Annotated in this window: 17 protein-coding genes; 10 read left to right on the plus strand and 7 right to left on the minus strand. The window is 68.1% G+C overall.

Going from position 1 to position 20,770, the window contains the following annotated elements:
* Positions 1 to 415: 415 nt before the first annotated feature.
* Positions 416 to 1,897 carry a PE-PPE domain-containing protein gene (locus tag A9310_RS17445; RefSeq protein WP_065631732.1) on the minus strand — a complete coding sequence of 494 codons (1,482 nt, stop codon included), beginning with the start codon at positions 1,895 to 1,897 and terminating at the stop codon, positions 416 to 418.
* A gap of 160 nt (positions 1,898 to 2,057) precedes the next feature.
* Positions 2,058 to 3,746: an HNH endonuclease signature motif containing protein gene (locus tag A9310_RS17450; RefSeq protein ID WP_065631733.1), complete on the minus strand. Its 1,689-nt coding sequence runs from the start codon at positions 3,744 to 3,746 to the stop codon at positions 2,058 to 2,060.
* Positions 3,747 to 4,215: 469 nt separating this feature from the next.
* Here A9310_RS17450 and A9310_RS17455 point away from each other — a divergent pair, with 469 nt between their 5' ends.
* Positions 4,216 to 5,262: a hypothetical protein gene (locus tag A9310_RS17455; RefSeq protein WP_065631734.1), complete on the plus strand. Its 1,047-nt coding sequence runs from the start codon at positions 4,216 to 4,218 to the stop codon at positions 5,260 to 5,262.
* Positions 5,259 to 5,861 carry a CoA pyrophosphatase gene (locus A9310_RS17460; RefSeq protein WP_065631735.1) on the plus strand — a complete coding sequence of 201 codons (603 nt, stop codon included), beginning with the start codon at positions 5,259 to 5,261 and terminating at the stop codon, positions 5,859 to 5,861. The genes A9310_RS17455 and A9310_RS17460 overlap by 4 nt, the downstream gene beginning before the upstream one ends.
* A gap of 4 nt (positions 5,862 to 5,865) precedes the next feature.
* On the opposite strand, the gene A9310_RS17465 is transcribed toward A9310_RS17460, so the two are convergent.
* Positions 5,866 to 9,045 carry a BTAD domain-containing putative transcriptional regulator gene (locus A9310_RS17465; RefSeq protein ID WP_065631736.1) on the minus strand — a complete coding sequence of 1,060 codons (3,180 nt, stop codon included), beginning with the start codon at positions 9,043 to 9,045 and terminating at the stop codon, positions 5,866 to 5,868.
* Positions 9,046 to 9,119: 74 nt separating this feature from the next.
* Between A9310_RS17465 and A9310_RS17470 the strand changes: the two genes are divergently transcribed.
* From A9310_RS17470 to A9310_RS17495, 6 genes are all read left to right on the plus strand, one after another.
* On the plus strand, positions 9,120 to 9,815 hold the full coding sequence (locus tag A9310_RS17470) for a hypothetical protein (RefSeq protein WP_065631737.1): 696 nt from the start codon (positions 9,120 to 9,122) through the stop codon (positions 9,813 to 9,815).
* 125 nt (positions 9,816 to 9,940) lie between these two features.
* Positions 9,941 to 10,492 carry a YceI family protein gene (locus A9310_RS17475; RefSeq protein WP_065631738.1) on the plus strand — a complete coding sequence of 184 codons (552 nt, stop codon included), beginning with the start codon at positions 9,941 to 9,943 and terminating at the stop codon, positions 10,490 to 10,492.
* A gap of 307 nt (positions 10,493 to 10,799) precedes the next feature.
* Entirely contained in the window at positions 10,800 to 12,515 is a 1,716-nt protein-coding gene (locus tag A9310_RS17480) for an adenylate/guanylate cyclase domain-containing protein (RefSeq protein WP_058253918.1), read from the plus strand.
* Positions 12,516 to 12,605: 90 nt separating this feature from the next.
* Positions 12,606 to 13,496, plus strand: coding sequence for an oxidoreductase (locus tag A9310_RS17485; protein ID WP_065631739.1), 891 nt, complete (start codon positions 12,606 to 12,608; stop codon positions 13,494 to 13,496).
* 93 nt (positions 13,497 to 13,589) lie between these two features.
* Entirely contained in the window at positions 13,590 to 13,925 is a 336-nt protein-coding gene (locus A9310_RS17490) for a hypothetical protein (RefSeq protein ID WP_065631740.1), read from the plus strand.
* Positions 13,886 to 14,245, plus strand: a complete 360-nt coding sequence (locus A9310_RS17495) for a hypothetical protein (RefSeq protein ID WP_254661290.1) — start codon at positions 13,886 to 13,888, stop codon at positions 14,243 to 14,245. Before A9310_RS17490 ends, A9310_RS17495 begins: the two co-directional genes overlap by 40 nt.
* A 20-nt stretch (positions 14,246 to 14,265) precedes the next feature.
* Here A9310_RS17495 and A9310_RS17500 read toward each other — a convergent pair whose 3' ends face one another.
* The gene (locus tag A9310_RS17500; RefSeq protein WP_058253916.1) at positions 14,266 to 14,784 is read right to left on the minus strand and encodes a hypothetical protein; all 519 of its coding nucleotides are present in this window, start codon (positions 14,782 to 14,784) and stop codon (positions 14,266 to 14,268) included.
* 515 nt (positions 14,785 to 15,299) lie between these two features.
* Between A9310_RS17500 and A9310_RS17505 the strand changes: the two genes are divergently transcribed.
* Together A9310_RS17505 and A9310_RS17510 are read left to right on the plus strand one after the other, a co-directional pair.
* Entirely contained in the window at positions 15,300 to 15,584 is a 285-nt protein-coding gene (locus tag A9310_RS17505; protein ID WP_065631742.1) for a GIY-YIG nuclease family protein, read from the plus strand.
* A 41-nt stretch (positions 15,585 to 15,625) separates the two neighbouring features.
* Complete coding sequence (locus A9310_RS17510; RefSeq protein WP_065631743.1) at positions 15,626 to 16,255, plus strand: alpha-ketoglutarate-dependent dioxygenase AlkB; 630 nt, start codon at positions 15,626 to 15,628, stop codon at positions 16,253 to 16,255.
* 510 nt (positions 16,256 to 16,765) lie between these two features.
* On the opposite strand, the gene A9310_RS17515 is transcribed toward A9310_RS17510, so the two are convergent.
* Genes A9310_RS17515 through A9310_RS17525 form a run of 3 tightly spaced genes read right to left on the minus strand, consistent with a single transcriptional unit; the run spans position 16,766 to position 20,641 of the window.
* Positions 16,766 to 18,484, minus strand: a complete 1,719-nt coding sequence (locus tag A9310_RS17515) for a GMC oxidoreductase (RefSeq protein ID WP_065631744.1) — start codon at positions 18,482 to 18,484, stop codon at positions 16,766 to 16,768.
* On the minus strand, positions 18,481 to 20,067 hold the full coding sequence (locus A9310_RS17520) for an NAD(P)/FAD-dependent oxidoreductase (RefSeq protein WP_065631745.1): 1,587 nt from the start codon (positions 20,065 to 20,067) through the stop codon (positions 18,481 to 18,483). Before A9310_RS17520 ends, A9310_RS17515 begins: the two co-directional genes overlap by 4 nt.
* A complete protein-coding gene (locus tag A9310_RS17525) occupies positions 20,060 to 20,641 on the minus strand; it encodes a TetR/AcrR family transcriptional regulator (protein WP_065631746.1) in 582 nt (193 codons plus the stop codon). The genes A9310_RS17520 and A9310_RS17525 overlap by 8 nt, the downstream gene beginning before the upstream one ends.
* Positions 20,642 to 20,770 lie beyond the last annotated feature (129 nt).

The following is a 20,770-nucleotide window of genomic DNA, read 5'->3' on the forward strand; positions in this document are numbered from 1 at the left end:
CCAGCGGGGGGGTGGGCGGCTCGCCCAGCGGCTCGGTGCCGGCTCAACCAGCGGGGGGTGGGCGGCTCGCCCAGCGGCTCGGTGCCGGCTCAACCGGCGGGGGGGTGGGCGGCTCGCCCAGCGGCTCGGTGCCGGCTCAACCAGCGGGGGGTGGGCGGCTCGTTGCCGGCTCAACCAGCTGGGAGTGGGCGGCTCGCCCAGCGGCTCGTTGCCGGCTCAACCAGCTGGGGTGGCGGCTCGTTGCCGGTTCAACCAGCGGCCGGCTGCTAGTTCGACCAGCGCGGGGTCGAGGGGGTGATTGCTCGGCCCCGCGCTGGACTTGTCGGCGGCTCCGCCGAGAGGCGAGGAGCCGGCGCGACCGCCAAGTGGCTCGGTAGGGACGTTGGATACGTTGTCGTCGGTCGGCTTTCAGCTGTCAGGCTGCCGCACCGGACTCGGCGTCGCTCGAATCAGACGAGGTGTCACTATCGGTGTCTGACACGTCTGAGGTGTACTCGGCCGGAGTCGATGTGTCGGCATCGGAGCTTGTGTCAGACGGCTCCGAGTCCTCCGACTCGGGCTCTGCGGAGTGCCGTCCGCTGCCGGTGAGGCGGTGCCGCCCGCCCTCAGACGGGGTCGATTCCGGAGTTGTGTCCGAGTCTGCGTTCTCGTTCTCGGGTGCGCGATGGCGTCCTCCGGACGGGGTCACCTCGGCGGGGGCGTCAGAGCTCTCGATCTCGGCTGGCGCGGGCGACTCGGTCAGCGGTTCGCCCAGGTCCGCCGGTTCCGCGAGACGCGCGGTGACCGCGTCCTCGTCGTCGGTCGACGAAGACTCCACCGGCACCGCGGCGTTCGACTCGGTCGGCGTCACCAGCGGGTAGAAAGCGTTGTTGACCGCGTCCCACCGCTCGAGATCGGCAGCGCTCGGTTCGATGCCCACCGCGTCGTTGAGGATCATCGCGACCAACGTGAGCGGGTGGTGTTTCGGCTGATAGACGACGTACGTCGTATTGCCGTCGCGGCTTTTCATCGTCGTCGGCGCTGTGGTGTAGTCGATGAGATTGCCGTAGTTCTCTTCGCCCAGGCCCGAATGGATCGCGATGAAGCCGGCCGCGTTGACGAGCAGGGAACTCACCGGCCTGAGCGTTCGCCACTGGAAGTTGGCAACCGGATCGCCGACCACGATGACGGAAACCACGGGGAGATCGTCGCCGGTGGCGCCGGGATCGCGGGCTCCGTTGCTCTCGGCGCCGAACAGTTCGAACACTGAACCGACGACGTTGTTGTCGGCCCACGCCTTCAGGCCCCACGGGCTCCGCGGATCGGAGATGAGCAGGATCGTCGAGTTGTCGACGTCGATCCCGTTCGGCTGACCGACCGCGATCTCCGCAGCATTGCCCAGGGCTTCGGCGCCTTGCGAGTAGCCGGTGTAGACGACGTACGGCTGCCCCTCGGTCTGCTGTGCGAACGCCCGCATGACTTTGAGGTTGTTGTCGACGGCGACATCCCGAGAGGCGTCGTAACTCGGGGCGAAGAGCGGCAGAACTGCGCCGGACCGGCCCGAGACAATGGGGCCTAGTGCTTCGGGGTACTCGATGACCAAGACCTGACGACCGGCACGGAGTCCCCTGATGCGCGGGAACAGGGTGCCGTCGTCGGTTCCGGGGGTCACTACCACGATTGTGTCCCCGTTGACATGAGGGAACGTCGTCGACAGCCAGTCCGGACCGAGCCCGTCGTCGGGTTCCGCGGGTCGGAACACGCCGTCGTCGTTCAGTCCCTCGATGGTGGCCAGGGTCTCGGCCGAAATCACCGGCGCGGCCGACGCGGTTGTGGGCAGTGCAGTCGGTACGACCATGCCGAGGCACAGCGCGCAACCCACCGTGGACGCGCGCAGCGTCCGTCGAAATCCGTTCATGTCTTCCCGCCCTTGCCCCCGCCGCCGACCTGATCACCGGCCATTGGCATGTTTGATTCGGTCTCCACGATCGTGAAACCACGTCAAATGTTCGCAGCCGCAAGGAAGAAGGACAAGTTACCGGCTAGTTTTCACCCGATCAGGGGAACGCTCGTGTTTGTCAGAACGGGGGTGGGTCCAACCGGTCGAGTTCTTCGCGGGCTCGCTTGTTTCGGGCGCGTTCTTGTCGCCGGCGGGCCAGTTTGGCGTCCAGTCGGCTGTGCGTGCGCTCCGGGTTGACGGCGGTGATCACCCGTGGGGTGGGTGGGGCTTGGGCGGCTTGTTCGAACCGGATACGCCGCAGGTTGGGGAAGGTGTCTTCCAGGGTTTCGGCGTCGCCGGGCAGGGTGACCCCTTCGGGGGTCTCGTATTCGGTGACCAGGCGTCCGTCGTCGTCGCGGTATTGCACATCGACCCAGTCCCCGTGGGTTTTGAACAGGTGACCGGGACGGCATTTTGCGTTGAGGTTCTCACTCGACGTCGCCCCACCCCGGGCGGGGTCGGTGTGGTCGTACTCGGTGACGTGATCGAGATCGCACGCGAACGCTGAACGGGTGCAGCCGGGTTCGGTGCAATATCCGTCCCGCACCCGCACGAAATCAGCACACGACGCGGTGGGCCGATACCCGTTGCCGGGGTGCGTAGCCGGATACACCACCGCGACACTCGCGGTGGTCTCGACGGGTCGATCGGGTTCGGCTGCGTCCGTTTTATTTCCGCCGCGGGTGCCGGTCGTGGCGGCGTCTGCTCGGGTGTCCTCGGCTGGTGCCGGGCGCTGGGCGGTCCGCCGCTGGTCGGCGTCGTTGTTGCTGGGGGCCACGTAGGTGGGTTGGGTGCGGGCGGGGGTGACCGGGGACAGCGTGGCGTCGGGGCGGGCGGCGAGGTCACGGACATGCTCGTCGCTGATGATGCCGTGTTCGTCGAGAAACCCGACCCCGGGTGCCCCGGCCAAGGTCGCGGCATCGGTGACCACATGGATCACGACCTCGGCGCGGACCGCGTCGAGGACGCTCTGCGGGTCCGGGATGTCGGCGGTGCACGGCTGTTCATCGTCGCACTGGCAGTCGAAGCTGGTGCGGGTCAGCAGGGCGAACATCGCATCGGATCGTCGTATCCCCTGGGTGCGGCCATCCCGCTTGCAGACCGAGTCGGCGAGGATGGCGACGGCTTTGGCCGAGATCCGCACATTCTCCGCCGACATCACCGCGGTGAGTTCGGCAGTGCCGTCGGGCAGTTCGTGGGTCCACACCCCACGTTGATCCATCGCGTCTTTGCGGCGTTGCCGTACCGCGTCGGGGTCGTGGCGGAAGACCAGGCGGTCGACCATGTCGCGCAGGCGCGCTCGGTCCCACACACCTGTGCGGCGGCGCACGGTGTCGGCGATCTCGGCATCCAACGCGGGGGTGATGGGGTCATCGGTGGGGATCAGTTCGGTGCGGGAGATGACCAACCGGATCTGCCACTGCGACAGGACCCCGTCACGCAGCGTGTCCGCTACCTCGGGTAGCCGATCGCGCAGTGCGATGGCCTCGTCGATCAGGGTTTCGGCGTGCCGGCGCGACACCCCGGCTTGGCGGGCGATGCGGGCGACGCAGTCGGCGTGGCCGTCCATCACGAACCCGGACGCGCTGGTGGTGATCAGGCGGTCGGTCATCGCCGCGATCGTCTGATAGCGGTGCCAGGCGAGGTAGGACTCGCCGCGTCGTGTGGCGTCGAGGCCGGCCATCAACATGACCATGTCGGTCTCGGCGGCGTGGGCAGGATCGACCCCGGCGGTGTACTCGCTCGGTAGATCGGTCCACGCCTTCACTACGCCCCCCGACGCCTGTTCGACTCACCCCTTTTCGGGGTGTGTTCTGTTACCAACCAATCTAAACCCGATCACCGACAATTCCGGATGAGTCTCCACAGGAGTGACATCGTTGTCGACGAAATGTGCTCTGGGCGTTGCGGTATGGTGCCGTCCGGGTTGGCGGCGGCTGAGATCGTCGGGTCGCCAGGTGGTTTCGACACGGCGACTCGCCTRGCGGCTCGTTGCCGGCTCAACCAGCGGGGGTGGGCGACTCGCCTAGCGGCTCGTTGCCGGCTCAACCAGCGGGGGTGGGCGACTCGCCTAGCGGCTCGKTGCCGGCTCAACCAGCGGGGGTGGGCGCCTCGCTCCGCTCGGGGCCGGCTCAACCAGCGGAGGGTGCCAGCTCGACCAGCGGCAACGGCGCAATCGTGCCGCTTCCGTTCGTCGGACCGGCCATACTCATTCGATGAGAACTCGCACGACCAGGGTGGTCGTCCGCAGCGTGTACGGCACCGCCGCCGTCGAATGGTTCTTGATCCTCGCGATCGCGACGATCATCGTCACGCGTCTGTATCTGCATCTCACCGGGTATCCGCAGGTCGGCAGCGGAACACTGCACATCGCGCACGCGCTGTGGGGTGGCGCGCTGATGATGCTGGCGCTCATCACCGGATGGCTGTTCCTCGGGGCGACGGCGCGGATCATCGCGATCGTGCTGGGCGGTATAGGTTTCGGGTTGTTTCTCGACGAGGTCGGCAAGTTCGTCACCCGCTCCAACGATTATTTCTACGGGCCGTCGGCGGAGATCATGTACGTGCTCGTCGTGATGATCCTGTTGATCAGCCGCGTCGTCCGGGATGTCAAGCGGCCCACCGGCGCCGAGGCGCTCGCCAATGCGGCGGTCATCGCGGCCGACGGTGTCGCGCACGGGCTTCCGGAACGTCGTCGACGCCAGGCCGAAGAGTTTCTCGTGGTGGCCGAGGGCAAGGGGCTCGACGCCGAGACGATCGGTCACATCCGAGCGCTCCTCGAATCCAGCGAGGGTACGCCGGACCGGTTGATGCGACTCCGCGACCGGGCGGTCGCCCTGATCCCGGACTTCTTCCGCAGTCCCCGATGGATTCCGGTCGTCGGGTGGGGGTTGGTCATCGCGGCCGCACTCACCGTCATCGTCGGCGTGCTGAGCTTCTACTTCTCCGGAGACCGCAGCGAAGAACTCGACATCTACATCGAACTCACCGGCAGCACGCCCGCCACCTGGATTCTGTTGATCAGCGGGATCGCGACACTCGCCCTGGCGCTTCCGGCGATGGTCGCGCGCCGGCGCGGTGTGGAGCCGGCCGGGCCGCTACGAGGGCTGCGTATCGCCGCCCTGGTGTTCATGCTGTCGAACGCTCTCGTCGACTTCGCGCTCGAGGGCTTCGGTGCCCTGTTCAACCTCGCCCTGGGCTTGTTCGCCCTCAGCATCGTGAGTTTCCACCTCGCGCAGGCGTCCGTCGCGTCGGACGGCAGTCGTGATCAACTGAGGGTGTGACTCATCTCGATCGGACTGTGGCTGCCGCGCGTGTCGAGGGCTTCGACCGGCGGACCGCGGACGTCCCCGGCGCACGGGCCGCCTCGGTCGTCCTCGCGGTAGCGGAGAAGGACGGCCGTCAGGGGATCTGGCTGTGCAAGCGTCCCACGACGATGCGACGCCACGCCGCCCAATTCGCACTTCCCGGTGGCCGGCTCGACCCCGGCGAGGACCACGTCACGGCCGGCCTGCGCGAACTCGACGAAGAACTCGGCATCCAGCTGCCGCCGAGCTCGGTGCTCGGGGCGCTCGACGACTATCCGACGCGCTCGGGTTTCGTGATCACCCCGATCGTCTGCTGGGCCGAGGAATACCAGGAGCCGACGCCCAATCCCGACGAGGTGGCGCTGCTGTTCTTCGTCACCTTCGAGGAACTGCTCGTCGAACCGCGGTTCCTCACGATCCCGCAGTCGGATCTCCCGGTCATCCAGCTGCCCATCGTCGGGTCCCTCGTCCACGCGCCGACCGCCGCGGTGATCTACCAGTTCGCCGAGGTGGTCCTGCGGAACCGGCAGACACGGGTCGACGGCTTCGAGCAGCCGGTTTTCGCCTGGAAATAGCCGCTCAGCCGGCGACGAGTCGCTGCTCGGCCCGACGCACGTAGGGCCGGGCTCCCGTGTCGCGGGCCACCCGGACGGCATCCTGCAGGTCGGCGGTTCCATCCAGCCCGACGACCTCGCGCGCGGTTCCGCGGTACAGCGTCGCGGGTCCCAGACACACGAGTCCGGGCCATTGCACCACCAGGCCCGACGACCAGTCGGCGGTGAACGGCTCGATGCGGCGGCAGATCTCACCAGCGGCGTCGCGGTGACGGGAATCGCGAGACACCGCGTAGAGCGTCTCGATGAGCAGTGGAACGCGCGCCACCACGCGCGAACCGGCCCACTGGTCGGCGTCCGCGGTCAGCTCCGTCGCGAGTTCGAGGGCACGGTCGAGGTCGCCGCTCTCGGCGGCGCCCAGTGCGATCACCAGGGTGAAATCCTCGTCCACCTCTTCCGCGAGCGCATCGAACGGCGGCAACGCCGAGGCGAGCTCGCCGCGGTGCCACGCGGCGATCGACGCGCTGGTCGCCATCGACGACTCGGCGAGAAGTCGTGCACGGTCGGACAGCCCGCCGACCGTCGCAGCGAACCTCTGGGTCAGTGCCGTGCTGGTGTCGTAGTCGCCGTGCAACAGCGCGATCATCACCTGCCACCACACCTGCATCGTCTCGACATCGGTGCCGCCGATACGTCCGGCGAGCCGGGTGAACTCGGTGGACAGGCGTCGCGCCAGACGCAGATCAGCCGCCTCCAACGCGCAGACGCGTTGCAGATGCAGCGCGGTGGCGCGTTTGTGGAGGTCGCCGGCCGACAGTTCGTACAGCTCCCGGGCGATCTTGCGTCGATCCGCCAGACGGTCGGGAACCCACCGGACGAGGAACTCGGCGAGGGCGATCTCGAAATCCACGGCACCGCTGTGGTGGACGACCCGTGCGGCACCGAGATGGTCGTCGGCGCCCGGCAAGCCGAGGACGGTCAACCGGGCTGCCTCCGATGCGTGAAGGCGCGCAACCACTTCGGGGTCCAGGGCCTCGCCGTGTGTCAGTGCCTCGCGGGCGAGCGCGGCGTGATCGGCCTGGACGACGCCGTAACCCGACCAGTAGCCCGCGACCCCGTTCGGTGCCGAGAGCAGTGCGGTCTCGGCGAGGGCGGGCCAATCCCGCGTCAGCCGACTCACCGTCGCCGCCGATTCGAAAGAGTCCGCAGCCGAATCGAACTCCCCGATGCGCAGCGCGGCGGCGCCGGCGATCCGGCGCAATTCGACGGTCGAGTGGGAGTCGAGTCCGGGCAGACCGAGACCACGTCGTGCCAGGTCGAGCGCACGATGATCGGCCGTTGCCGAGAGTGCGCGGTGAGCCGCCCCGATGCATGTGCGAGCGGCGACGGCGGTCGAGTCCTCGTCGACGGCGCACTCGACGCGGTGCACGGCCAGTGACTCGAGATCGTCGGGACGCACCGCTTCGAACGCAGCGGCGAGCCGCGCGTGCGCCTCGATCCGTTGCTCGCGCGAGAAGATGTCGGCGAGACCCTTCGTGACGCTCGCAAGCTCGCTCCTCAGGGGGCTGGTGAGCCCGCTGCGGACTGCCTCGTCGGCCACGCCCTCACCGAGGGTGCGGGCCACCTCGGTGAACACATCGTCGGGGAGATCGCCGCCTGCGATCGTCACGGCCGTGACGAGCGAACGAGCGGCAGGGGAGAGATCGTCGAACCGCGTCGAGTACATCGATCGGGCGGGATGGTCCCGGTCCGGCGGCGCCCCGGTCCAGGCGATGGCGCACAGTTGTTGCACCACAGCAGGATTGCCGAATGACTGCGCGACCAGCGCGTCAGCGTCGACCCGGCCCGTGTCACCGAGCTGCTCGAGACGCCGAACGATCAACGCGCGCACGTCGTCGGAGCCGAGTTCGGTCAGACGCACCTCGGCGACCGGCCCGTGCCGGTTCAGTGTCGACCGGAGGATCTCGACGGTCTCGGCGTCGGGGTCGCGGCAGGTGACCAGGACCGTCATCGGTGCCTGTCCGATACCTGCAAGCACGCGTCCCAGCACAAGAGCCGAGTCGGCGTCGAGCCACTGGGCGTCGTCGACAAGTAACACCGACCGCCCGTGCTCGGCGACGTCGGACCAGATGCGGGCGGTGAGGTCGGCGACGATTCGCGCCGTCGGTACGGAGACCGGGGACTCGCCGAAGAGTTCCTCGAGGCCGCCGAACGTCGGTCCGGGCGGGCCGGGTCGGCCGATGAAACGGCGGGCCGCGGCACTGTGCCGTGCGATGAGGTGCTCGACCAGCGCGGTCTTCCCGATGCCCGACGGGCCGATGAGGACCACACCCGCGGGACGGTCCGCGCCGGTTTGCCAGACCTGTTCGAGCACTGCGTGTTCGGCGACTCGGCCGATGAGTTCGCGTACCGGCTGCGGCGTGGCGGAGGTGGCGGAGAGCGGCGAGACCGCGGGAGACGGGTCGAGCAGGTCGTCTTCCAGCGCGACCGTGTCGGGATGCGGATCGAGACCCAGGTCGTCACGGAGGGCCTGCCGGAGTCGGCGCAGTACGCCGAGGGCGTCGACCGTGCGTCCGTCGTCGTGCAGCGCACGGGCGAGGGTCCGCGCGGCGCCCTCGCGGTAGGGGTGCCGTTGACACAGCGGCGTCAGCAACGCGACCGAGCGACGGTACTCGCCGACCGTGCGCAGCGCGTCGGCTGCGGTCTCGGTGAACTCGGCACGTATCTCCGCGAGCCGGACGAGTTCGGGTGCGATGTCGGCGATGTCGGCGATCTCCGGAAGCGGTTCGCCCCGCCATAGTTCGAGCGCTCGGCACAACACCTCGGCGCCGGCCCGGGGGTCGGACCGGATGAGCTGCAATCCCTCCTGGCCGAACTGGTCCAGCAGATCGAGGTCGGTGACTGCGCCGTCGCAGTGCAGTAGGTATCCCGCGGGGACGGTGTCGATGCGGACGACGCCGGTCGGGGCGAGCGAGCGTCGAAGCCGGGACACATACCCGTGCAGCGTGCTCGCCGCCGACGCCGGTGGACGACCACGCCACAGGAGCTCGGTCACCCGCTCAGGCGAGCACGCGGTCCGTTCCGCGGCGAGGATGGCAAGCAACTCGGCGTGCTTGCGGGCTGTCATCGGGATCGGCGACCCGTCGGCAGCCGTGACCGACAGTGGACCCAGGACCCGGATCGCCAGATGTGGTTCAGAAGCCAACTCACGCGCCGTTCGTCGGGTCGCACCAGTCGCGCACAAGGCTAACACCAGCGCGGGTTGTCAGCGTTGCCGTCATGACAACCACTGCACACACCCAGAACCAGAACCACGACGCGTCGGATGGCGACACACCCGGCCCGTTCCGCAGCCCGAGCTGGCCGGTCCTACGCCATCTCAGCGGCGGGGCCCTGACCCTCGGCGGAGTCGCCTGCATCGCCGGCGGGACGTTGCATCCCATCGTCGACGGCGAGGCCCACTCCGTGGAGGCGCTGCAAGCGGTGGGCTCACCGTGGGCGCAGATCCTGCTCGCCGTCGGCACGACGCTGCTACTGCTCGGCCTGCCCGGGATGTACGCGTGGCTGGCACCCCGGATCGGGATCGCCGGGCTGATCGGCCTCGTCGCCTACGCGGTCGGCAATCTCGTCACCGCGACCGGGCACCTCATCGTCGAGCTGTTCGTCGCGTACCCGTTCGCGAATGACCCGGACAAGGCCGCGCTCATCGCCGCCGACGACTCGATGCTGGGCACCACCGCGTTCGAGCTACTCAACACGGTCGGCGGGCTCGTGATGCTGGTCGGTATGGGGATGTTCGGCGCCAGCCTCATCCGCAACCGGGCGGTCCCGCTCTGGATCGGCATCCTCACCGTCGTCGGCATGGTCGGTTTCATGCTGCCGATTCCCGCGGTCGCCGGAATCTCGGGATTCATCTACGAGGCGCCGCGTGGAATCGCCATCGCCGCGATCGGAGCACTGATGGTTCGCCGGTGATGTAGATCACAACGCCGGTGGGGATGAAATCGGACCGCGGTCCGGTTAGTGTCTGGTGATGGGTCGCGAAGGCCCACCAGCCATCGATCGAGACCCGAACCGAAAATTTCTGGAAGGACCACGACATGACCTCCGCCACCACCGTCAAGGCACCCATCCCCGCCGGCACCTGGACCATCGACACCGTGCACTCCGCGGTGAACTTCTCCGTGAAGCACCTCATGGTCAGCAAGGTCCGCGGCAGCTTCGACACCTTCTCCGGCACCATCACCGTCGACGAGAACGGCACCCCCGCCGTCCAGGCCGAGATCGACGTCACCTCGATCAACACCCGCAACGAGCAGCGCGACGGCCACATCAAGTCCGCTGACTTCTTCGACGCCGAGAAGTACCCGAAGGCCACCTTCGTCTCCACCGGCGTCCGCCAGAACGGCGACGACTACCTCCTCGACGGCGACTTCACCCTCAAGGGCGTCACCAAGCCCGTCACGCTCGAGCTCGAGTTCGAGGGCACCAACCCCGGCATGGGCCAGGGCGCCGTCGCCGGCTTCGAGGCGAAGGTCGTCATCAACCGCAAGGACTTCGGCATCGACATCGAGATGCCGCTCGAGGGCGGTGGCGTCGTCGTCGGCGACAAGATCACCATCACGCTCGAGATCGAGGCCCTGCAGGCCTGATCCGCACGATCCCCGATGGACCGGCACCGTGAGGTGCCGGTCCATTTGTGGTTTCGACACGCCGCGTGGCCGCTTCGCGTCCGCGTGGCGGCTCAACCAGCGGGGGATGGCCGCGTGGCCGCTTTGCGTCCGCGTGGCGGCTCAACCAGCGGGGGATGGCCGTGTGGCCGCTTTGCGTCCGCGTGGCGGCTCAACCAGCGGGGGATGGCCGTGTGGCCGCTTCGCGTCCGCGTGGCGGCTCAACCAGCGGGATGGTCGGCTCTCCCTTGGGTAGGCTTCGGGGAACGCCGTCAGGCAGGAGAAGCCGATGGGACGACCACGCCGGACCCGTCGTGGTGTGCCGTGGACACGTCTGCGCCGACGCACCGCGGGTTTCTTGTGGGGCACCTCGACGGTTCCGAGCCCCCGGGGATGGGCCCGGATCGGCCCGCCCATGCGCAGCAAGATCGCCCTGCACGCCACCGTCACCGCGATGACCGCCGTGATCGCCAGCAATACGGTGATCGGCGTCGAGACCTTCTTGCTCGTCCAACTCGCCTTCAACGGCGGCCAACTCACCTTCGACGAGACGCTGGGCGCGCCGAATTTTCCCGTGGTCGTGGGTGCGATCATCGTCGGCATCCTGACGAATCTGCTGCTGGGGATGCTGGCCGTCCGGCCCCAGCTGCGCTGGTTCATCAGCTGCCAACCCGCCGACCATGCCCGTCGACGCGCCGTACAGCGGATACCGATCGTGCAGCTCGGAGTCACGGTCGTCTCGTGGAGCGCGGCGGCGCTGTTCTACGTGTTCATCGCCGAAGAGCTCACGACCGCGACCGTCGCCGGCGTCGCGGTCGCATTCGCGCTGGCCGGTATGTCGAGTGCCTGTCTCACCTATCTGTTCGCCGAACGCGCCGCCCGCCCCCTGGCCGTCGTCGTCCTCGAGGACTTCCCCACGAACCACGTCATGAACGGTGTGCGCGTGCGGATGCTGGCCGTGTGGGCGGTGAGCTCGGCGGTGCCGATGGTCGGTTTGTTGACGGTCAACGCGGGGCGCTGGACCGGTCTGCTGCCCGATGTCTACGGCGCGGTCGACTGGACGACCGTGATCCTCTGCCTGGTGGGCCTCGCATCCGGAGCCCGTGTCATCGCGCTTGTGGGGCAGGCGATCACCGATCCGCTGACGGAGATGCGCCGGGCGGTGCACCGCGTGGACCACGGTGACTACAAGGCTCGCGTGCCCGTGTACGACTCCTCGGAACTCGGTGTGCTGCAACACGGTTTCAACAGGATGGTCGAGGGTCTCGCCGAACGGGACCGCATGCGTGAGATATTCGCGCGACACGTCGGCGACACCGTGGCCGAGCTCGCGATCTCCGACGGTGTCGGCATGCACGGCACCAACACTCGCGTCGGTGTCTTGTTCGTCGACATCGTCGGCTCGACGGGGCTGGCGCAGCAGCGTAGTCCCGACGACACCGCCGCCCTGCTCAATGCCTTCTTCAGCATCGTCGCCGACGTCGTCGATCAACATTCGGGCTTCGTCAACAAATTCGAGGGCGACGCCGCGCTCGCCGTCTTCGGCGCGCCCGTCGAGATCGACGACCCCGCGGGCGCCGCGCTCGGCGCCGCCCGCGACCTCGCCGACCGGCTCGCCAGCAGCCTCGACATCCGTTGGGGGATCGGCGTTTCCTACGGGGAGGCGTTCGCCGGCAACATCGGCGCCGAACGACGCTACGAGTACACCGTCATCGGCGACCCGGTCAACGAGTGCGCACGGCTGTCCGACATGGCCAAGACCGGACGCATCCCGGCTCTGGCCAGCGGCGCGGCGATCGACGCCGCCGGCGAGGAAGCGCAGGAGTGGAAGCTGCTCGGCACGCGGATCATGCGCGGCCGCTCCGAGCCCACCGCCTTCCATGCGCCGATCGAACTCGTCGAGCGGTTGGGGACGTCGACCAACCTCATCGCGGAATTGCTACGGCCCGCACGTCGCATCGTCGGCGCCAACCCGTTGCGGCTGACCACATTCTTCGGCGGGTGACTCGTTGACGCCTTCCGGGTGTGTCAATAGCGTGGGTCGCACGAGCCCGGCGTCGGTGCCGGGCGAGACAACGCATCCCAGGGGGTCGCGATGAGTGGTTGGACGACAGCGGACGTGACGGACCAGACGGGCCGGACGTTCGTGGTGACCGGCGCCAACAGCGGTCTCGGGTATCAGACCGCGAAGGTGCTCGTCCGCGCCGGTGCCGAGGTGGTGCTGGCGTGCCGGAACACCGCCAAGGCCGATGCCGTGGCGTCGGAGCTGGGGCCGAAGGCGACCGTCGCCAAACTGGACCTCGCCGACCTCGAATCCGTGCGAGCCTTCGCCGCCGGGGTGACCGGCGCCGACGTGCTGATCAACAACGCGGGACTGATGGCGGTCCCGTTTCGACGCACCACCGACGGTTTCGAGATGCAGATCGGCACCAATCATCTCGGGCATTTCGCTCTCACGGCGCTGCTGCTGCCGAAGATCACCGAACGGGTGGTCACCGTGTCGTCGACGATGCACCAGATCGGCGACATCCAACTCGACGACCTGAACTGGGAACAGCGCCGCTACCGGCGCTGGCGGGCCTACGGCGACTCCAAGATGGCCAACCTGATGTTCGGCAAGGAGCTCGCCGCACGGCTGGCGGCGGCCGGGTCGTCGAAGAAGTCGTTGATCGCCCATCCGGGTTACGCCTCAACGGAATTGCAGGGCAGAAGCGAGAACTTCTTCGACTTCTTCGCGAAGCTGGGCAACAAGCTGCCGATCGCCCAGCCGGCGGCCGACGGGGCGCTGCCCCAGCTGTACGCGGCGACCCTGCCGGATGCGAAATCCGGGACGTTCTACGGGCCGACGCAGTTCTTCGGGGTGCGCGGCGCCCCCGGACGCAGCGGTTACAAGAAGGCCGCCGACGACGTCGAGTTCCGGACCGCGCTCTGGGAGGAATCGGAGCGGCTCACGGGGGAGAAGTTCGACGTCGGGGCCGTCGGCTGAGAGCCGAGTCACCGCCTCGTCCGTTCCCATGATCGGACGAATGATGTTCGAGATAGAGAACTTCGGACGCTTGCGTGCCTTAGATTTCTCGGCATGACTCTCTCGAAACGTTCCTTGCGCATCGTCCTGGCCGGAGCGTCATGCGTTGCCGGCGCGACCTTCTCCACCGTCGCGGCCCCGTCGGCATCGGCCGAACCCACCGGTTGCGTCGCCGGGGCGGCCGTCGTCGTCGCCGCGTCCTACTGCAGTGGTGGTACGGGGGAGCATCGGGTGCAGGCTGCATGTCTGGACTCGACCATGGTCGCGACACTCACCAACGCAAACGGCCCCTGGCGCGCACCGGGGCAGCTGTCGGTCGTGACCATCGGCGCTCAGACGAACGTCGGGAAGTGCATACTCCCCGTCATCGCGATCACGGGCGTGCGGTGATCCTGGCGCGCACCCTGGTTGCCGGCGCCCTGTGCGTCGGCAGTGCTGCGCTGTCGGCGGTGTCCGCGTCCTCGGCATCGGCCGAACCCACCGGTTGCGTGGCGGGGTCGGCGATCGTCGTCTCGGCGTCGTGCTGCAGTGGTGGCACCGGTGAGCACCGGGTGGAGGCGGGCTGCATCGTTCCGGCGCTCTACGCCACGACCTTCGAAGCGTATGGGCCCTGGAGAAGCCCGGGGCAACTGTCGGTCGTGACCACCGGAGCGCCGACGAGAGCGGGGGAGTGCATTCTCCCCATCCAGGTCTTCGTCGGGGTGCGCTGAACCGGTTGAAAAAGGCCCGACTACTGGACGCTGAACGCGATGCTGTTCGACGCGCCCGAGATGGTGTCGGTGACGCGGATCGTGAAATCGCCTGCGCCCTTGAAGAAGTAGGACTTCACCGCGGTGCAGTCCTGGGTCTTGAACAGCGAGGCCTGCTTGGGGACCTTCGGTCCGGACAGGCGGACCTCCATGCGGCACTCGTTGCCGTCGACGATCGGCCCGGCGTCGATGATCGAGTTCCAGCGCACGCCCAGACGCGAGTTCTTCGGATAGGTGTTGGGCACGACGGCCGCGGTGTTGTTCGGTGTGTACACCCAGACGTTGATCGACTTGATGCCGTTCGGTGCGCCGGGGCGGCCGAGCTTGCCGTAGTGCGTGACCTTGTCGCCGCCGGACGAGCCGAGCGCGGCGCTGCCGGAGTCGAGGCTGCCGCTCGCGCTTCCGAAGAGTGTGTCGAGCGGGTTGGCGGTCGCCGGTGCGACGGGCAGTGCCAGTGCGGCGGTGGCGAGCAGGGCGGCGGCGATACGGGTGCGCTTCATCGACTTCTCTCGGTCCTCACGTTTATAACGAAATGATTAAAGCACGAGGATCGGCGTGTGCGTAGACAACTGCCCCCGCTGCTTGAGCCGGCACCGAGCGGAGCCCTGGACAGAGCAAGCGACGAAGGAGCGCGTCGAGGTCGAGGCGCCGTGTCGAAGCCACCCCCGCTGGTTGAGCCGGCCCCGAGCGGAGCGAGGCGCCGTGTCGAAGCCACTTGGTGACCGCCCCTGCTGGTTGAACCGGCTCCGAGCGGAGCGAGGCGCCGTGTCGAAGCCACTTGGTGACCGCCCCTGCTGGTTGAACCGGCTCCGAGCGGAGCGAGGCGAAGTGTCGAAGCCACTTGGTGACCGCCCCTGCTGGTTGAGCCGGCTCCGAGCGGAGCGAGGCGCCGTGTCGAAGCCACTTGGTGACCGATCCGCGAAACCTGCCAACGACCCTGTGGACAGACTCGCCACGATCCGCTGGCTGTGGAGGCATCGACCGATTTGTCGCAGCAATCCTCGACAGTCACACCATGAGTGGCTTTCTCTACATCCTCGAATGCTCCGACGGCACGCTGTACGTCGGGAGTACTCGGAACGTCGAGCATCGAGTCGACCAGCACCAGACCGGAAACGGCTCGCGCTACACGCGTCCTCGTCGGCCCGTCCGGCTCGTATTCCAGCAGGAGTTTCCCAACATAGGCGAGGCTTACGCGGCCGAGCGCCGTGTCCACGGCTGGTCTCGCGCGAAACGGTCCGCCCTCGTCGCAGGACGGTTCGACCTGCTTCCGGAACTGTCGCGCACGAATCCTGGGTAAAGCACTCGAACACACGTGCGACCTGGGTGTAGCCTGAAGTCATGTCTCTCGGCACCCAGGGCTCTTTGTTCTCCGAGCAATCAGCGGAGCCGACGCTCGGCGACCTGTCGACATCGATCTCGCGCCGTCCGCTGACCGAGGGTGCGTGGGTCGACCTGTGTCCCGGTTGGATCAGTGGTGCCGACGAGCTCTTCGACCGCCTCCGCGAATGCGTCCCCTGGCGGGCCGAGCGTCGTCGAATGTACGAGCGGGTGGTCGAGGTTCCGCGACTCGTCTCGATCTACCAGGCCGATCACCGATGGCCGGATCCGATCATCACCGATGCACGCGCTGCACTGACCAAGTACTACCGCGATGAACTGCCCGAGGGGTTCGCGACTGCCGGGATCAGCCTCTACCGCGACGGCAATGACTCGGTTGCGTGGCACGGCGACCGCATCGGCCGGGCATCCACACACGACACGATGGTCGCCATCATCTCGCTCGGTTCACCTCGGCCACTCATGCTCAGACCCCGCGGTGGCGGTCGGTCTCTGAAGTTCACCCTGTCGTCGGGCGACCTACTCGTCATGGGTGGCAGTTGTCAGCGCACCTGGGAGCACGCCGTGCCCAAGGTGCGCGGCGTCGGTGCCCGTATCAGCATTCAACTGAGGCCGCCCGGAGTGTGGTGATCTCGCCGATCAACACCGACCGGGCGCGGCGCGGACGCCGCGTGCGTCGAGGTCACCTCGCATTATCGGTCGCCAAGTGGCTTCGACTCGGCGCCTCGCTTCGCTCGGTGCCGGCTCAACCAGCGGGGGTTGGCCGAGCGTCGCGGGGAGGTCGCGTGCGTTGAGGTCACCTCGCATTATCGGTCGCCAAGTGGCTTCGACTCGGCGCCTCGCTTCGCTCGGTGCCGGCTCAACCAGCGGGGGTTGGCCGAGCGTCGCGGGGAGGTCGCGTGCGTTGAGGTCACTTCGCATTATCGGTCGCCAAGTGGCTTCGACTCGGCGCCTCGACCTCGACGCGCTCCTTCGTCGCTTGCTCGGCCCGGCGGCTTCGCTCGGTGCCGGCTCAACCAGCGGGGGTGGGCTCTGCTCGCCAAGTGGCTTCGACTCGGCGCCTCGACCTCGACGCGCTCCTTTGTCGCTTGCTCGGCCCGGCGGCTTCGCTCGGTGCCGGCTCAACCCGCGGGGGTCGGGTCAGCCGGCGCGTGTGGCGTCGGAGACCGGCGTGATCGGGAGGCGCAGCGCGCCGGGCGCGTGGGCGGGGACCGTCGGGCGGTGGGGCTCCACCGGCTCGACGGGCCGGTACGACGCACCGAGCTCGGGACGCGGGTCGGCCTCGCCGGCATTGGGCCACATCGCCAGGGCGCGTTCGGCCTGCGCGGTGATGGTCAGCGACGGGTTGACGCCGAGGTTGGCCGAGACGGTCGCACCGTCGACCACGTGCAGCCCCGGGTGGTTGAACACCCGGTGGTACGGGTCCACCACACCGTCGGCCGCCGACCGTCCGATCGAGCAACCGCCCAGGAAATGGGCCGTCATCGGGATGTTCAGTAGGTCGACGATGGAACCACCGGCGTCGCCGTCGATCTCGCGTGCGACGGCGCGCACCGCCTCGTGTCCCTCCGGGATCCACGTCGGCGGGGGATCGCCCTCGCCCTGCCGGCTGCGTAGCATCGGGCCGAAACGACCTCGGCGGGAGAACAACTCGAGCGAGTTGTCGGCGGTCTGCATGACGAGTGCGATGATGGTGCGCTCCGACCAGCGTCGTACCGAGAGGCCGCGCAGCGCGATCACCGGGTGGCGGACCATCTCGATCAGCGCCTGCAGCAGTCGCGGCAGCGGACCACCCCCGTCGACGAGGATGGCCTGCAGCATGCCGATCAGGTTGCTGCCCTTGCCATATCGCACGGGTTCGATGTGCGTGTGGTCATTGGGATGGAACGACGACGTGATTGCGACACCCTCGGTGTAGTCGATGTCGAGGTCGCGTGCGGTGGCGGCCAGGACCGCCTCGGAATTGGTGCGGACCACCTTGCCCAGGCGAGACGACAGCCCGGGCAGGTGGCCGCCCTGCTGCATGTCCAGCAGCAGCTTGTTGGTGCCGTAGGTGCCGGCGGCGAACACCACGTGATCAGCGGTGAATGTGCGGCGCCCACGGCGCGACCAGCGTCGGCCCGACCGGTGCGACTCCACGACGTACCCGTCGCCGGAACGCGGCCGGACGGTGTCCACGGTCGTCATCGGGATGATCTCGGCACCGGCCTGTTCGGCCAGGTAGAGGTAGTTCTTGACGAGCGTGTTCTTCGCTCCCACCGGACATCCCGTCATGCAGGCGCCGCAGTCGGTGCACCCGGTGCGTGCCGGGCCGGCGCCGCCGAAGAACGGGTCGTCGACCGTCTTGCCCGCCTCGCCGAAGAACACGCCGACCGGGGTGTGGACGAAGGTGTCGCCGACTCCCATCTCCTCGGCGACCTTGCGGATCACGCGGTCGGCGGGCGTCACTTTCGGATACGTGGTCACGCCGAGCATGCGTGAGGCCTGGTCGTAGTACGGGTCGAGCTCGGATGCCCAGTCGGTGATCGATCCCCAATGCGGGTCGTCGAAGAACGCCGGCAGCGGACGGTACAGGGTGTTCGCGTAGTTCAGCGATCCACCGCCGACGCCCGCACCGGCCATCACGAGCACGTCGCGCAGCAGGTGCATGCGCTGCACCCCGAACAGTCCGAGCGCGGGTGCCCAGACGTAGTCCTTGAGGCGCCAGCTCGTCTTGGGCAGCTCGCCGTCGGAGAAACGCCGACCGGACTCGATGACCGCGACGCGGTAGCCCTTCTCGGTGAGTCGCAGGGCCGCAACCGATCCGCCGAAACCGGAGCCGATGACGATGGCGTCGTAATGGTCAGGGGTGGAACTCACGGTGCGACGGTCCTCTCGGTGTCTGGTTCGGTGGCGTCGGATGCAGTGTCTGATCCGGTGGTGACGGCCTGGTCGACGGGTGCGGCGGGGATCGCGGCGTCGAAGCGGTGGTCGGTGGGTTCGAAGGACGACATCATCCGGCGGAAGTCGCTCGTGAACTTCGGCCACATCACCGAGTTGCGACCGGTGGAGTCGAGATACCAGCTCGAGCATCCACCCGAATTCCACACGGTGCGTTCGAGTTCGGGATCGAGCTCGGAGTTGTAGCGGTCCTGCGCGTCTTCGGTGACCTCGAAGGTCGACCGGCCGCTACGCGAGAGTTCGGCGAGGGCCTTGCTCATGTAGTACGCCTGCGGCTCCAGCATCAGCACGATCGAGCTGTGACCGAGATTGGTGTTGGGGCCGTACAGGAAGAACAGATTCGGGAAGCCGTGGACCTCGACCCCGCGGTAGGCGCGCGGCGAACCCTTCCACGCCTGGGCCAGGGTGCGGCCGTCGCGCCCGGTGATCGCCGACGCGATGGGCGGCTCGGTGGGGGTGAACCCGGTCGCGAAGACGACCGTGTCGACCTCGTGCTCGCGACCCTGGTCGTCGACGGCGCCGCGTGCGGTGAGGCGGGTGATCGCGCCGGTGACGGTCGCGTTGTCCTGCTGGAGGGCGGGGAACCACTTGTTGGTCAACAACATCCGCTTGCAGCCGATGGTGTAGTCGGGGGTGAGCCGACGACGCAACGCGCGGTCGCGGACCTGGACACGCAGCTGGGCCAGCGCGATGGTCTTCGCGATCGGCAGCAGCTTGGGGTTGCGGGCCATCATGAGGACGTAGGCCTCGCGATAGGTCCACACCATCCGCCGGACCAGTCGGTGGATACCGGGAACCCGACGATAGAGCGCGCGTTCGAGGGTGCCGATGTTGCGGTCCAGACGCGGGACGACCCAGGCGGGGGTGCGCTGGAAGACCGTGAGATGCCCGACCTCGTCCACGATCTCGGGCACGATCTGGATCGCCGACGCGCCGGTGCCGACGATCGCGACGCGTCGACCGTGCAGGTCGTGGGAATGGTCCCAGTCGGCGGAGTGGAACATCGTGCCGGTGAACTCGTCGGCGCCGGGGACGGTCGGCAGGCCGGGTTCGGACAGCGCACCGGGCGCCGCGACCAGGTAGCGGCACCGGATCTCACCGTCGGTCGTGTCGACGACCCACTCCTGCGTGCCACCGTCCCAGCGCGCCGACGTCAGCGCGCAGTTGTATCGGATCTGATCGGCGAAATCGACTGCGACCGAGCGTAGATACCGATGGATCTCGTCGCGACGCCCGTAGGTGTGCGACCACTCCGGGTTCGGCGCGAACGACAACGAGTACAAGGACGTCGGGACGTCGCAGGCCGCGCCCGGGTAGTCGTTCTCGCGCCAGACACCACCCGCGCCGTCGCCGCGCTCGATCGCCAGGGTCTGCAGCTGCGGATGGTCCTTTCGCAGACGATGCAGGGCGGCGAGGCCGCCGAATCCGACACCGACGACGAGGACGTCGACGCGCCGGGGCAGCGTGTCCTGCTGCGCGAGGGTCGGACTGGGTTCAGTCATGAGACAGGAGTTCCTTCCATACGGGCAGGAGTCGGTCGAGCAGCGCGCGGTCGGCGTCGGGCGAGCGCAGGATGCGCGACACCGCGAGTCCGCGTGCGAGTTCGATGGAGAGTTCGAGTTCCGCGGCGGTGTACCGGTCGCCGAACAACTCGGCACAACCGACGGCGAGGGCGTCGGAGACCTGTTGTTCGAGCGGGATGATCGCGGTTCGTAGCCCGACGTCGCAGCGGGCGGCGACCCACAACTCGAGAGCGGCGTCGAACAGCGGACCGCTGAACGCCTCGACGAGGATCTCGAGTCCCTCGTCGCCCGTGCGGGGCCGCGACAGGATCTCTGCCAGCCGGCGTTCGACGAGGTGCCCGACCGCGGCGACCACCAGCGATTCCCGGGTGGGGAAGTGATGCAGCAGGGCGCCGCGCGAGATCCCCGCGCGGCGGTTCACCTCCTGCGTGGTGGTGGCTGCGTAGCCGACGTCGACGAGGGCGTCGATGGCCGCGTCGAGGATGAGCGCACGGGTGGCCGCGGTGCGCTCGGCCTGCGTTCGACGACGCGGGGCTCGGGTGGGCTCGGTCACATCAGCGACGATATCACAAACAGTCCGGACTGCTTGTAAGTGTTGTGACCGAGGGCCGAAGACTGCCGATGGGATGTGCTGGAAAGTCCTCGTATTCGTGAGGATGACTGTCGGACAGATCCCGCGCTG

This window comes from Gordonia sp. UCD-TK1 (assembly GCF_001691435.1).
Taxonomy (GTDB): domain Bacteria; phylum Actinomycetota; class Actinomycetes; order Mycobacteriales; family Mycobacteriaceae; genus Gordonia; species Gordonia hongkongensis.